This window comes from Streptomyces sp. NPDC058470 (assembly GCF_042721055.1).
In the GTDB taxonomy this organism is placed as follows: domain Bacteria; phylum Actinomycetota; class Actinomycetes; order Streptomycetales; family Streptomycetaceae; genus Streptomyces.
The window spans coordinates 35645-49765 of record NZ_JBHXMF010000045.1; the positions used below are offsets into that span (position 1 = coordinate 35645).

Annotated in this window: 13 protein-coding genes; 10 read left to right on the forward strand and 3 right to left on the reverse strand. The window is 71.0% G+C overall.

The features are described 5' to 3' along the window. Position 1 precedes the first annotated feature (1 nt). The 9 genes from ACFWP7_RS29295 to ACFWP7_RS29335 all read left to right on the forward strand — a co-directional run bounded on the left by ACFWP7_RS29295 (position 2) and on the right by ACFWP7_RS29335 (position 10430). Positions 2-1408, forward strand: a complete 1407-nt coding sequence (locus ACFWP7_RS29295; RefSeq protein ID WP_384387153.1) for an MFS transporter — start codon at positions 2-4, stop codon at positions 1406-1408. Beyond that, positions 1408-1743: an NAD(P)H-dependent oxidoreductase gene (locus tag ACFWP7_RS29300; RefSeq protein WP_384387156.1), complete on the forward strand. Its 336-nt coding sequence runs from the start codon at positions 1408-1410 to the stop codon at positions 1741-1743. Before ACFWP7_RS29295 ends, ACFWP7_RS29300 begins: the two co-directional genes overlap by 1 nt. Next, positions 1740-2249 carry a flavin reductase family protein gene (locus tag ACFWP7_RS29305; RefSeq protein WP_384387158.1) on the forward strand — a complete coding sequence of 170 codons (510 nt, stop codon included), beginning with the start codon at positions 1740-1742 and terminating at the stop codon, positions 2247-2249. Before ACFWP7_RS29300 ends, ACFWP7_RS29305 begins: the two co-directional genes overlap by 4 nt. Positions 2250-2333: 84 nt before the next feature. Beyond that, positions 2334-3167, forward strand: coding sequence for a M55 family metallopeptidase (locus ACFWP7_RS29310; protein ID WP_384387161.1), 834 nt, complete (start codon positions 2334-2336; stop codon positions 3165-3167). Further along, the gene (locus ACFWP7_RS29315) at positions 3160-4464 is read left to right on the forward strand and encodes a M20/M25/M40 family metallo-hydrolase (RefSeq protein WP_384387164.1); all 1305 of its coding nucleotides are present in this window, start codon (positions 3160-3162) and stop codon (positions 4462-4464) included. The genes ACFWP7_RS29310 and ACFWP7_RS29315 overlap by 8 nt, the downstream gene beginning before the upstream one ends. Positions 4465-4493: 29 nt before the next feature. Beyond that, positions 4494-6455, forward strand: a complete 1962-nt coding sequence (locus ACFWP7_RS29320; RefSeq protein ID WP_384387166.1) for a prolyl oligopeptidase family serine peptidase — start codon at positions 4494-4496, stop codon at positions 6453-6455. Positions 6456-6486: 31 nt separating this feature from the next. Next, complete coding sequence (locus ACFWP7_RS29325) at positions 6487-7413, forward strand: LD-carboxypeptidase (RefSeq protein WP_384387168.1); 927 nt, start codon at positions 6487-6489, stop codon at positions 7411-7413. A 574-nt stretch (positions 7414-7987) separates the two neighbouring features. Beyond that, on the forward strand, positions 7988-9790 hold the full coding sequence (locus ACFWP7_RS29330) for a CocE/NonD family hydrolase (protein ID WP_384387170.1): 1803 nt from the start codon (positions 7988-7990) through the stop codon (positions 9788-9790). Between the two features lie 55 nt (positions 9791-9845). Next, the gene (locus tag ACFWP7_RS29335; protein ID WP_384387173.1) at positions 9846-10430 is read left to right on the forward strand and encodes a GNAT family N-acetyltransferase; all 585 of its coding nucleotides are present in this window, start codon (positions 9846-9848) and stop codon (positions 10428-10430) included. 143 nt (positions 10431-10573) lie between these two features. Here the strand turns inward: ACFWP7_RS29335 and ACFWP7_RS29340 are convergent, their stop codons facing one another. Continuing rightward, positions 10574-10927, reverse strand: a complete 354-nt coding sequence (locus tag ACFWP7_RS29340) for a VOC family protein (protein WP_384387176.1) — start codon at positions 10925-10927, stop codon at positions 10574-10576. Between the two features lie 171 nt (positions 10928-11098). Between ACFWP7_RS29340 and ACFWP7_RS29345 the strand changes: the two genes are divergently transcribed. Further along, positions 11099-12946 carry a transketolase gene (locus ACFWP7_RS29345; RefSeq protein ID WP_384387178.1) on the forward strand — a complete coding sequence of 616 codons (1848 nt, stop codon included), beginning with the start codon at positions 11099-11101 and terminating at the stop codon, positions 12944-12946. Between the two features lie 127 nt (positions 12947-13073). Here the strand turns inward: ACFWP7_RS29345 and ACFWP7_RS29350 are convergent, their stop codons facing one another. Continuing rightward, the gene (locus ACFWP7_RS29350; protein ID WP_365440048.1) at positions 13074-13244 is read right to left on the reverse strand and encodes a hydrophobic protein; all 171 of its coding nucleotides are present in this window, start codon (positions 13242-13244) and stop codon (positions 13074-13076) included. 44 nt (positions 13245-13288) lie between these two features. Continuing rightward, positions 13289-14110, reverse strand: a complete 822-nt coding sequence (locus ACFWP7_RS29355) for a class I SAM-dependent methyltransferase (protein WP_384387181.1) — start codon at positions 14108-14110, stop codon at positions 13289-13291. Positions 14111-14121: the final 11 nt, after the last annotated feature.

Here is a 14121-nt window from a genome sequence, read left to right on the forward strand (position 1 = left end):
GATGACGGGAGCCGACGAGCGACGCCAGTGGCTCGCCCTCGGCAGCCTGTGCGCGGGGTTCTTCATGCTGCTGCTCGACAGCACCGTCACCTCGGTCGCGCTGCCCGCGCTGATCACCGGCCTGCACACCAGCGAGACCCTCGCGATCTGGGTCAACAGCGGCTACCTCATCGCCTACGCCGTGCCCCTGATCATCGCGGGGCGGCTGGGTGACCGCTACGGCCATCGACGCGTCCACCTGCTCGGACTCGGAGTCTTCACCCTCGGGTCGCTGCTGTGCGCGCTGGCCCCCACCGTCGAGGCGCTCATCGGATGGCGGGTGGCCCAGGGCGTCGGTGCCGCACTGATGACGCCGCAGTGTCTCACCCTCATCAAGGCGCTGTTCCAGCCGCCGCGGCTCGCCGTCGCGCTCGGCACCTGGGGCGCGGTCGGCGGAGTAGCGGTGGCCGCCGGGCCACTGCTCGGCGGCCTGCTCGTCGCCGTCGGCGGCTGGCCCGCGGTGTTCTGGGTCAACATCCCGATCGGCGTCGCCGCGATGTTCGCCGTGTCCGCGTTCGTGCCCACCCTTCCCCGGCAGGAGGCCGGCATCCCGGTGTGGGCGATCTGCGCGAACGCGACCGGTGTCGGCGCACTCGTCCTCGGTATCCAGGGCACGGATGCCGCGAGCGCCAACGCGTTGGGCGTACCACGCCCACTGCTCATCCTTGCCGGCGTGCTGATCGTCGCAGCCGTCGTCCGGCTGCAGCGTCGCGACGGCCAGCGCGCGCTCGTACCGGTCGCGCTGCTGCACAGCCGCGGGTTCGTCACCGCGGCCTGGGGTGCCGCCGCCGCGGCCTTCTGCTCCGGCTCGGCCATGATCCCCCTGATGCTCTACCTCCAGCAGGAGCGCGGGCTCACTCCGGGCGCGGCGGCGCTCACCCTCGTACCCATGGGGGTGGTCTGCCTGCTCGGTGCGCCGGTCTCGGCTCGCCTGAACAACGGAATCGGGCCCCGCGCGGTCGCCGCCATCGGCTCGCTCGCGCTCGTCGTCTCCGTCGGAGCGTCGGCGGCGCTCGTCGCGACGGACGGGCCGGTCGCCGCGCTGACCGCCGTCTTCGGGCTGTACGGAGTGGCCAACTCGTTCGTCTGGTCACCGCTGTCGATCGCGGCGGTGACCGCGGTCCCCGCGGACGCCGTCGGTGCCGCGTCCGGAACCTTCAACGCGATGAAGCAACTCGGCGCCGTGCTCGGCAGCGCGGTCTGCGCCGTTCTGCTGGCGGGATTCGGCTACGCGGTCACCCTCGGCGGTCTCGCCGCCGTCGGACTACTGTGCCTCCTCGCGTCCGCGTTCCTCCGTATCGACCATCCCGGGGCAGGATCTCCCGCGGTGCCCGGCGCCGTGCCCCAACTACCCACAGGAGTCACCTGATGAAGGCTGTCGCCGTGGTCGGAAACCCCAAAACGGCCTCACGTACGCATGATGCCGCCGAACGCCTCGCCGCTGACCTCGGGTTCGACTGCGAAGTCCTCGAAGTCGCCACGCTCGGGTCCGGCTTGCTCGGTCGGGGCGACCCCGAGGTCACCGCGGTCGTCGAGCGGGTGCGGTTCGCCGACATCGTGATCGCGGCATCCCCCACCTACAAGGGCACGTACACCGGCCCGCTCAAGATCATCCTCGACCGGTTCCCCACGGCTACCGGCCTCGCGGACCAGGTGGCACTGCCCCTCATGCTCGGCGCAGCGAAGACGAGGGCCGCAGAATGACGGCAGGGGAAAGCGAAACAGGCTTCACCTCGGATCCCGGCGAGATGCAGAGGGCGTTCTCCGGGTTCCCGTCAGGGGTCGCGGCCCTCTCGGCGCGCGTCAACGGCGAACCGACCGTCATGATCGTCTCGACGTTCGCCGTCGGGGTCTCCTACAACCCGCCCATGGTCTCCTTCGCCGCACAGCACAGCTCCAGGACCTGGCCGGCGCTGTCTCGTGCGGGGGTGATCGGGGTCTCCGTCCTGGGCGAGGCGCACTCCGACAAGGCCCGGCAGCTCGCATCCCGGAGCAAGGAGGGCCGGTTCGTCGGGATAGGAACGCTGGAGGCGGCGTCCGGCGCGATCTTCCTGGAGGGCGCGCCGGTCTGGCTGGAGTGCACCGTCGAGCACAGCTATCCGGCCGGCGATCACGACATCATCGTGCTGCGCGTGCTCGCCATGATGACCGACGACGATCGCAATCCGCTTGTCTGGCACCGGCAGACGCTCAAGATGCTGACCGGCTGAGGTGACTCCGGTGCCTCGACGGTATACGAGGTGAGGGTGGTGCTTCCTGGCCGGTTTCCCCTCAGGCACGTAACGTGAGGCGGCATGAAGATCCTTATCAGCGCCGACATGGAAGGCGCCACGGGGGTGACCTGGCCCGCCGACGTGCTGCCCGGGACGCCGCAGTGGGAACGGTGCCGCTCGATGTTCACCTCGGACGTGAACGCGGCCATGCTCGGCTTCTTCGACGGCGGCGCCGACGAGGTGCTGATCAACGAGGCCCACTGGACCATGCGGAACCTGCTGCTTGAGCAGCTCGACGAGCGAGCGGAGATGCTCACCGGGCGGCACAAGTCGCTGTCCATGGTGGAGGGCGTGCAGCACGGTGACGTGGACGGGATCGCCTTCGTCGGCTATCACGCGGGCGCCGGCATGGAGGGCGTCCTCGCCCACACCTACCTCGCGAACTCCATCACCGGGGTGTGGGTGAACGACGTACGGGCCAGCGAGGGGCTGCTCAACTCCCATGTGGTCGCGGAGTACGGCGTGCCCGTCGTGCTCGTCACCGGGGACGACCTGGCCTGCGAGGACGCGCTCGGATACGCGCCCGAGGCACTGAAGGTCGCGGTCAAGGATCATGTCTCGCGGTACGCGGCCGTGTGCCGTACGCCGTCCAGGACCGCCTCCGACATCCGCGCGGCTGCGAAGGAGGCGGCGTCCCTGGCGGTCCGTCAGGAACCGCTCGTGGGCGGCCCGTTCACCGTGGCGCTGGAGTTCGACGCCGAGCATCTGTCGATGGCGGCGACCGTGGTGCCGGGCGTCGAGCGGGTCGGGGAGCGGAAGGTGGCGTACACCAGCGGCACCATGTACGAGGGAATTCGCACGTTCAAGGCGGTCACGACGATCGTGTCGGCCGCGGTGGAGGAGCAGTATGGCTGACGGGCAGGCGCTGGACGAGGTCGTACGGTTCACCTCCGACCTCATCCGCATCGACACCACCAACCGGGGCGGCGGGGACTGCCAGGAGCGCCCGGCCGCCGAGTACGCCGCCGCGCTGCTGGCCGAGGCAGGCCTGGAGCCCACCCTCCTTGAACGCACCAAGGGGCGTACGAACGTCGTCGCCCGCCTCGAAGGCACCGACCCCTCGGCCGACGCGCTGCTCGTGCACGGTCATCTGGATGTCGTGCCCGCGCAGGCGGAGGACTGGAGCGTGCACCCGTTCTCGGGGGAGATCCGCGACGGCGTCGTCTGGGGGCGCGGCGCGGTCGACATGAAGAACATGGACGCGATGATCCTGGCGGTCGTGCGGGACTGGGCGCGCAATGGCGTACGGCCCCGGCGCGACCTCGTGATCGCGTTCACCGCCGACGAGGAGGCGAGCGCCGAGGACGGCTCGGGTTTCCTCGCCGACCAGCACCCGGGCCTCTTCGAGGGGTGCACCGAAGGCGTCAGCGAGTCCGGGGCGTTCACCTTCCACGACGGGAGCGGGCGCGAGCTCTACCCGATCGCGGCGGGCGAGCGCGGCACCGGCTGGCTCAAGCTCACCGCGCGCGGCCGGGCGGGCCACGGCTCCAAGGTGAACCGGAGCAACGCGGTGACGCGGCTGGCCGAGGCGGTCGCGCGGATCGGGGCGCACGAGTGGCCGCTGCGGCTCACCCCGACCGTGCACGCGGCGCTCACCGAACTGGCCGCCGTGTACGGCATCGACCCCGACTTCGAGGATGTCGACGGCTTGCTGGCCAAGCTGGGTCCCGCCGCCACGCTCGTCGAGTCGACCGTGCGCAACAGCGCCAACCCGACGATGCTGAGCGCCGGTTACAAGATCAACGTGATCCCGGGGGAGGCCGTCGCCCATGTCGACGGCAGATATCTGTACGGCCACGAGGACGAGTTCCGCACGACCCTCGACCGGCTCACCGGACCGGACGTGGAGTGGGAGTTCCAGCATCGCGAGGTGGCGCTCCAGGCGCCGCTGCAGTCGGCGACGTACGCGAAGATGCGTGCCGCCGTCCAGGAGTTCGCCCCCGAGGGGCATGTGGTGCCGTACTGCATGTCCGGTGGCACGGACGCCAAGCAGTTCTCGCGCCTCGGCATCACCGGATACGGGTTCACGCCGCTGAAGCTCCCGGAGGGGTTCGACTACCAGGCCCTCTTCCACGGCGTCGACGAGCGCGTCCCTGTCGAGGCGCTCCACTTCGGTGTCCGCGTACTCGACCGCTTTCTGCGCACCGCCTAGAACACCGGGATGTGGGGATAGTGGGGGACATGGTGCAGACCCTGGCGTACGGATCGTGGCCCTCGCCCATCGACGCGGCACTCGCCGCCGCCCACGACGGGCACCCCGAGTCCGTCGGCTTCGTCGGCGACGAGACGTGGTGGACCGAACCCCGGCCCACCGAGGGCGGGCGGCGCACGCTCGTCAGGCGGAAGGCAGACGGCACGGAGGAGTCGGTGCTGCCCGCCCCGTGGAACGTGCGCAGCCGCGTCATCGAGTACGGCGGGCAGGCCTGGGCCGGGGAGATGCGTCCCGAGGGACCGCTGGTGGTGTTCGTCGACTTCGCCGACCAACGGCTGTACCGGTACGAAGTCGGCGGTGAACCAAGCCCGTTGACGCCCGTATCGCACGTGGGCGGCGGACTGCGCTGGGTGGACCCGCAGTTGCGTGTCGAGCGGGGCGAAGTGTGGTGCGTACTGGAGGAGTTCACGGGGGAGGGATCGACGGACGTGCGGCGGGTCGTCGTCGCCGTTCCGCTGGACGGTTCGGCGGCGCGGGACCGGGGCGCGGTACGTGAACTCACCGACGGGCGGCACCGGTTCGTCACCGGGCCCCGGCTCTCGCCCGACGGCGGGCGCGCGGCCTGGCTCGCCTGGGATCATCCGCGGATGCCCTGGGACGGCACGGAACTGATCGTCGCCGAGGTGGCCGACGACGGGACGCTCCAGGAGGCCCGCACGGTCGCCGGCGGCTCCGACGAGTCGATCGCCCAGGCCGAATGGGCCTTCGACGGCTCCCTGTTGTACGCCGGTGACCGCACCGGCTGGTGGAACCTGTACCGGGACGGTGTGCCGGTGTGCCCGCGCGAGGAGGAGTTCGGCGGGCCCCTGTGGAAGATCGGCTACCGCTGGTTCGCGCCGCTGGAGGATGGGCTGATCGCCGTCGTCCACGGCCGGGGCGCCACCGCGCTCGGCATCCTGGACCCGGAGACCGGCGAGGTCGTCGACGCGGCGGGGCCCTGGACCGAGTTCGCCCCGACGCTCGCCGCGCACGGCAGCCGCGTCCTGGGCGTCGGCGCCAGTCCGCGCAGCGCGTACGAGGTGGTCGAGCTGGACTCCCGCACCGGGCGGACCCGGGTGACCGGCGCCGCACACGTCGACCCGGTGGACCCCGCGTACTACCCGGAGCCCCAGATCCGCACCTTCGCCGGGCCCGCCGGACGCGAGATCCACGCGCACATCTACCCACCGCACCACCCCGGCCATGCCGCCCCCGACAACGAACTGCCGCCGTACGTCGTCCATGCGCACGGTGGCCCCACCAGCCGGGCCTCCCTTGTACTCGACCTGGAGATCGCCTACTTCACCTCGCGCGGCATCGGCGTCGCCGAGGTCAACTACGGGGGATCGACCGGGCACGGACGGGAGTACCGCAACCGGCTGCGCGAACAGTGGGGCGTCGTCGACGTCGAGGACTGCGCGGCCGTCGCACTCGCCCTCGCGGACGAGGGCACCGCCGACCGGCGGCGGCTCGCCATTCGCGGGGGCAGCGCGGGCGGCTGGACGACCGCCGCGTCCCTGACGAGCACCGACGTGTACGCCTGCGGCACCATCCTCTATCCGATCCTCGACCTCGCCGAATGGGCCTCGGGGGAGACCCACGACTTCGAGTCGCAGTACCTGGACACCCTGGTCGGGCCGCTCGCCGAGGTGCCGGCCAGGTACGCAGAGCGGTCGCCCTCCGAGCACGCCGACCGGATCGGCGTGCCCTTCCTGCTGCTCCAGGGCCTCGACGACGTCATCTGCCCGCCCGTGCAGTGCGAGCGGTTCCTCGCCCGGCTGGCGGAGGAGGGGCGCCGGATCCCGCATGCCTACATCGCCTTCGAAGGAGAGGGCCACGGCTTTCGGCGGGCCGAGACGACGGTGCGGGTCCTGGAGTCCGAACTCTCGCTGTACGCACAGGTCCTGGGCCTGAACCCGCCCGGTATCCCGACATTGGAGCTCGCCAAGTGAAGCCGACCGTCCCCACCACGGAGTCCGCCCAGTGAAGCCCTTGACCCGCCCCTCGCGTCTCGTACCCGGAGCCCGCGTCGCCGTCGTCGCGCCCAGCGGGCCCGTGATCGAGGAACGGCTCCAGGCCGGGCTCGACATCCTGCGGGGCTGGGACCTCGACCCCTTCGTGGCACCCCATGTCCTTGACCGGCACGCGGAGTTCGACTATCTCGCGGGTACGGACACCGACCGGGCCGCCGACTTCGAGGCCGCCTGGTGCGACCCCGACGTGGCCGCGGTGCTGTGTGCGCGCGGCGGATACGGGACGCAGCGCATGGTCGACCTGCTCGACTGGGACGCGCTGCGGGCCGCGGGCCCCAAGGTGCTCCTCGGCTTCAGCGACATCACCGCCCTGCACGAGGCGTTCGCGAACCGCCTGGGGCTGGTCACGCTGCACGGGCCGATGGCGTCCGCCGTCGACTTCCTCAAGAACGCGCAGGCACAGCAGCATCTGCGGGCGACGCTCTTCGAACCGGAGTCGGTGCGGACCATCGAGTCCGCCGGGCGCGGCGTACTGGTGCCGGGGCGCGCCCGGGGAGTGACCCTCGGTGGCTGCGTGAGCCTGCTGGCCGCCGACCTGGGTACCCCGCACGCCCGGACCGGCGCCGCGGGCGGACTGCTGCTGATCGAGGACATCGGCGAGGAGGCGTACCGGCTGGACCGGATCCTCACCCACCTCCTGCGGGCCGGCTGGCTCGACTCCGTCGCCGGGATCGCCCTCGGCTCCTGGAAGGACTGCGGTCCGTACGAGGGTCTGCGCGCCGTGTTCGCCGACCGGCTGGGCGGGCTCGGCGTCCCCGTCGCCGAGGACTTCGGCTTCGGACACTGCGAGGGAGCGCTCACGATTCCCTTCGGGGTCGGGGCCGAACTCGACACCGACGCGGGGACGCTGACGCTGGATGAACCGGCGCTTGCTTAGGGGCGGGGCTTGCGCCTGCTCGGCGGCAGGGCTCGTCCTGCTGGGCGGCGGGGGTAGGCCTTGCCTTGGCCTGACGGCGGGGGTTCGTCTGCTTGGTGGCGGGCCTTGTCCCGCTTGGGGACGTGCCTTGTGCTGGCTTGGGGTGGCCGTTGCCTTCGTCGGGCGGCGGGGGCTCGTCCGTTTGGCGGCCTCGCCTTGTCCCGCTTTGGCGGCGGGCCCTGTGCTCGCCTGCTGGCCGGCCCTTGCCTCGCTTGGGGACGGGCGTTGCCTTCGCCTGGCGGGCGGGGCTCGTCCGTGTGGCGGCCGGCCTCGTCCCGCTGGGGGACGGGCCTTGCCCTCAACCGGTGGCGGGCTTCGTCCGTGTGGCGGCCGGCACCTCGCCCGATGGCGGGCCTCGTCGGTGTGGCGGCCGGCATCTGCTCGTCCGGTGGCGGGCGTCGTCTCGCCCTGGCGCTGACCCTCGCTGAATATCCGTCAGGAAACACCCGACACGGTGGTTGACCCCGTCCGATGGGCGTTCCAACATGATTACCGGTCGGTAAGTACTTGCTGTCGTAGTCGGGTTGTCCTCAGCGTGGAGGTCCTCGTGTCCCGTCGTTCTCGTGTGTCCGGATCCCGTGCGGCGCTGGCGCTGGCTGTCGGCGCGGCGCTCACGGCGCCGCTCGCGTTCACCGCGCCCGTCGCCGCGGCCACCGGTCAGTACACCGTCACCGCCCTGAAGTTCACCGTCCGGGCCGGTGACCGCACCTGCACGATCGACGCCGACCTGTACCGGCCCGCGGGCGTGGACCGCCGGAACACCGCTCCCGCGGTACTCGCCACGAACGGTTTCGGCGGGAGCAAGTCGGACGGTTCCACGGACGCCATCGGCAAGGCGTTCGCGGCCCGCGGATACGTCGGGCTCGTCTACTCGGGGCTCGGCTTCGGCGGGTCGGGCTGTCTGATCTCCCTCGACGACCCGCGCGTCGACGGGGCGGCCGCGTCCCGTCTCGTCGACTTCCTGGCCGGCACCCGCGCCGCCGACGACGGAACGAAGGCCGACTACGTCACCCGCGACGGCAGGGGCGACCCCCGCGTCGGCATGATCGGCGGCTCGTACGGGGGTGCCATCCAGCTGGCCACGGCCGCCGTGGACCACCGGGTCGACGCGCTCGTCCCGCTGATCACCTGGAACGACCTGTCGTACTCGCTGGACCCCAACAACGCCGCCGGCGCCCATGACGTGCCCGGCGCCTTCAAGTGGCAGTGGACCAACGCCTTCTACCTGATCGGCGAACACCAGCCGGTGACCGCGCCCAACCTGGACCCCTCCCACATCAACTCCCTCGCCTGCCTGCACTTCGTGAGCAACGCCTGCGCCACCATGCGGACGCTGAACACGGGGAGCTACCCGGCGGACAAGATGGGACCACTGCGCAGCTACGCGGACAGCGTGTCGCCCCTCTCCTACCTCGGCAAGGTGGAGGCGCCCACCCTCCTGGTGCAGGGGCAGGCCGACAGCCTCTTCAACCTCAACGAGGCGACAGCGACGTACAAGACCCTCAAGGAGCAGGGCACTCCGACGAAGATGATCTGGCAGTCGTGGGGGCACAGCGGCGGCCGTACCGATCCGGCGAGCGGTGAACTCAACCTGAGTCAGGGCAACTTGGAGACGAGTTACGTCGGCAGACGGATCCTCGCCTGGTTCGATCGGTACCTCCAGCACCGCAAGGGCGTCGACACGGGCCCCTCCTTGGCCTACTACCGCGACTGGATCGCCGACCCGAACAGCACCTACGCCACGGCCTCGCGCGTGCCCGCGCTCAGCCGCAAGCTCTACCTCTCCGGCGACGGCAAGCTCGTCGACAACCGTAGGAAGGTCGTGCCCGGCAGCCGCGAGTACCGCAACGCGCTGGTCCCCACCAGCCACTCCGAGAGCCCCCTCGCCGGGGCGGTCGGGCTGCCCGATCCGGCGCCGTACGACACCGAGGGCACCTACCTCGGCTGGACGAGCGCGCCCCTGACCCGCTCGGTCGATGTCGTCGGTGCACCCAAGGTGACGCTGAAGGTGACCTCGCCGGAGACCGAGCTGGTGCAGAACTCCGGCGACGCCGCCGACAAGCTGGTCCTCTTCGCCAAGCTGTACGACATCGCACCCGACGGCACGAAGACGCTGGTGCACCGGCTGGTGGCGCCGGTGCGGGTGCCGGACGTGACCAAGGCCTTCACCCTCTCGCTGCCGGGGATCGTGCACCGGTACGAGGCGGGGCACCGGTTTCAGTTCGTCGTCGCGGCGAGCGATGACGCGTACTTCGGGAACAAGGGGGTGAAGCCGGTGACGATCACCAGTGCGCCCGGGCACACCGGGGTGCTGGAGTTGCCGGTGATCGGGGACTGAGGCGCCGGCGTCGAACGAAGTGAGGGGCGGACAGGGGTTCGCGTAGGCTGGCGGGATGCCTGAGAACGCCTCCGACCATCTCGCCACAGGTCCTCGCGTGGGCATACGGCCCTTCACCTATGAGGACGGCGCGGAGTTCACCGCCCGGGCACGGGAGAGCAAGCACCTGCACCAGCCGTGGCTGTTTCCGCCCGTCGGCGCCGATGCCTACGCCGTGTACGCGAGGCGGCTGATCGAGGATCCGACGAAGGCCGGGTTCCTGGTGTGCGAACTCGGGGAGGGCCCCAAAGGTGTGGCAGGCGCCCCCGGCGGCGGGGCGATCGCCGGGTTCATCAACATCAACAACATCGTCGAGGGCGGCTTCCTGTGCGGGGCGCTGGGGTACGGCGCCTTCGCGCACGCGGCCGGGCGGGGGCTGATGAGCGAGGGTCTCGGGCTCGTGGTGCGGCACGCCTTCGGGAAGATGGGGCTGCACCGGCTGGAGATCAATGTGCAGCCCGGCAACGCCGCCTCGATCGCGCTCGCCCGGCACTGCGGGTTCCGGCTGGAGGGGTTCTCGCCTGACTTCATCTACATGGACGGGGCCTGGCGGGATCACGAGCGGTGGGCGATCACCGCGGAGATGATCCGGTCCCGCTGACGTCACCGGACTTCCCCGGCGAGGATGTGCACCCTGCGCAAGCTCGTCCTGGACGCCCTTTCCCACCTCGGGCTGCGCCCGCCCGCACCCGGCGGCCCCCAGGCACGGGACGGGTAGGGGAGTAGGGGGGCGAGGAACCCCCCCTACTCCCCGGCCCGCCGGTCCACGTACTCGTACACCGACCCGTCAGGGTGCAGCGCGATCAGGTTGCGGCCGACCGGGGTCGTCACCGGGCCCACCAGGATGCGGGCGCCCGAGTCGGTGAGGACGCGGTGGGCCTCCTCGACGTCTTTGACGGCGATGGTGGCGGCGACCTTGCGGAGGACGTCCAGTTCGGCCGGCGGTCCGCTCATGAGCAGGAAGCAGCCGACCGCGGCAACGGATACACTGCCGCGCTCGAAACGCAGGGCCTGCCCGCCCGCGAGCCTCTCGTAGAACGGGACCGAAGCCTCCAGGTCGTCGACGCAGATACGCAGCGTGGCTCCCAGAATCTCCATGCCCACGAGCCTAGTTGGGACCGGCCGGAAACGAGATCGCTTCGGAGGGATCGGACGGGGCTCAAACGCTCGGCGCCCAGGCGTTTGGATGCCCTGACCAGGGGGACGCGGAAAGTCCCGTACCAGCGACAACCCCAAGGCGCCGGAGAGCAGGCGTCCGGAAGGAAAGTCATGGACACCCGTGAGCTCATCGATCTCGCGCAGCAGCTGCGCGTGGACAGCATCCGCGCCTCGGACGCCGCGGGCTCAGGCCACCCCACGTCCTCGATGTCCGCCGCGGACCTGATGGCGGTCCTGCTGGCCAACCATCTGCGCTACGACTTCGAACGCCCTCGGCATCCCGGCAACGACCGTTTCATCCTCTCCAAGGGGCACGCCTCACCCCTGCTGTACGCGGCCTACAAGGCGGCCGGGGCCGTGGGAGACGGCGAGCTGCTCACCTTCCGCAAGCTGGGCAGCCGGCTCGAAGGACACCCGACGCCGCAGCGGCTGCCCTGGGTGGAGACCGCCACCGGCTCGCTAGGGCAGGGACTGCCCGTCGGGGTCGGCATCGCGCTCGCCGGGAAGCGGCTGGACCGTGCGGGATACCGAGTCTGGGTCCTGTGCGGGGACAGCGAACTCGCCGAGGGATCGGTGTGGGAGGCCGCCGAGCACGCCGGATACGAGCACCTCGACAACCTCACCGTGATCGTCGACGTGAACCGCCTGGGCCAGCGCGGACCCACCCGGCACGGGCACGACCTGGACGCCTACGCGCACCGCTTCCAGGCCTTCGGCTGGCACACCGTGGAGATCGACGGGCACGACGTCGACGCCGTCGACCGCGCGTACGCCGAGGCCGGGTCCACCGGGGGACAGCCGACCGCGATCCTCGCCCGCACCCTCAAGGGCAAGGGTGTCGCGTCCGTCGAGGACCGCGAGGGCCTGCACGGCAAGCCGCTGCCGGACGCCGACGAGGCGATCGCGGAACTCGGCGGAGTCCGCGACCTGCGCGTGCAGGTCCAACAGCCGCCCGCCGCAAGGGTGTTGCACGCCGTCCGGGCGGGCCATATCGACCTGCCGCGCTACGAGACCGGCGACAAGGCCGCCACCCGCGACGCCTACGGACAGGCGCTCGCCGCGCTCGGCACCTCCCGCGGCGACATCGTCGCGCTGGACGGCGAGGTGAGCGACTCCACGCGCGCCGAGTACTTCGCCAAGGAACACCCCGAGCGGTTCTTCGAGTGCTACATCGCCGAGCAGCAGCTCGTCGCGACGGCGGTAGGGATGGCGGCGCGCGGCTGGGTGCCGTACGCGTCCACGTTCGCCGCGTTCCTCACCCGGGCGTACGACTTCGTGCGGATGGCCGCGGTCAGCGGTGCCGGCATCAATCTCGTCGGCTCGCACGCGGGTGTCTCCATCGGCCGGGACGGGCCCTCCCAGATGGGCCTGGAGGACCTGGCGATGTTCCGGACGGTGCACGGCTCGACCGTGCTGTACCCGTGCGACGCCAACCAGACGGCGCAGCTCGTCGCCACCATGGCCGACCTGGACGGCGTCCGCTATTTGCGCACCTCACGCGGAGAGGCGCCCGTCATCTACGGCCCGGAGGAGGAGTTCCCGGTCGGCGGAAGCAAGGTCCTGCGCCGCTCCGACGAGGACCGGCTGACGCTCGTCGCGGCGGGCGTCACCGTCCACGAGGCGCTGGCCGCCGCCGAGTCGCTCGAGGGTGAGGGCATCCGGGTGCGGGTGATCGACCTCTACTCGGTCAAGCCCGTCGACCGCCGCACCCTGCGCGAGGCCGCCGAAGAGACCGGCTGCCTCCTCACCGTCGAGGACCACCACGAGGAGGGCGGCCTCGGCGACGCGGTCCTCGACGCCTTCGTCGACGGCCGTCCGGTGCCGCGTCTGGTGCGCCTCGCCGTCCGTACGATGCCGGGCTCGGCGTCTCCGGCCGAGCAGCTGCACGCCGCGGGCATCGACGCCGAGTCGATCGCGGCGGCGGCCCGGCTGCTGGTGGAGACGGCTGTCGTGCGCTGAGCGCATGGCGCACAGGCAGCGGCCCGAGGTCCTGAATCAGGACCTCGGGCCTATTTCCGCTTCCGGACCTTCCGGATGCTTCTATCTCCCCGGCAATTTCCCAGGGAATTGGCTTACGGGAATGGGGTCACCACCGATACCAGCGACCCCGGGATCCGGTGGCGCCTGTGCCGCGTACCAGGAAGCCCAGTAGCCACACAGCCAGAACGATCAGAGCGATCCACCAGAGAATCTTCACCGCGAATCCGGCACCGAAGAGAATCAGGGCCAGAAGCAGTACCAGCAGGATGGGAACCATAGTTTTCGACCTCCTGCGTTCCCGGGTTTCCCGAAGACGATGGATTAGACGTCCTTGCGGCAGAGAATTTCTCCGTGCAGTACGGAGAACCAGCCGTCCTCCCGCCGCGCCCACTCGCGCCAGGCATCCGACACGGCCCGCAGCTGCTCCGTGGTCGCATGACCACCCTCCGTGGCGCGCTCCGCGTACGCCGAGGCCAGCGTGCGGTCCGCCCAGAGGCCGCCCCACCAGTCCCGCTCGTCCTCGGTGGCGAAGGTCCAGGTGCTCGACGTGGCCGCGATGTCCCGGATGCCGGCCGCCAGCGCCCAGGATTTGAGACGCCGTCCCGCAGCCGGCTCACCCCCGTTGGCGCGGGCGACGTGCAGATACAGGTCCTGCCACTCGGTCATGCCGGGCACCTCGGGGTACCAGGTCATCGCCTCGTAGTCCCCGTCGCGCACGGCGATGAACCCGCCCGGCCGGGTCACCCGGTACATCTCGCGCAGCGCCTGGACCGGGTCACCCACGTGCTGGAGCACCTGGTGGGCGTGGACCACACAGAACGTGTCGTCCGGATAGTCCAGCGCGTGCACGTCCGCGACCGCGAACTCGACGTTCCCCAGGCCGCGTTCGGCAGCCGTGGCACGGGCCGTGTCCAGGATTCCCGGCGCGTGGTCGACGGCCGTGACCTGCCCGTCGGGGACCAGTTCCGCCAGGTCGGCGGTGATCGTCCCCGGACCGCAGCCGATGTCCAGGATCTTCATGTGGGGCTTCAGCGAGTCGAGGAGGTACGCCGCCGAGTTGGCGGCGGTGCGCCAGACGTGCGAGCGCAACACGGACTCGTGGTGGCCGTGCGTGTAGACGGCGGTCTCCTGCGACTTCGACATGACCGGTCCCC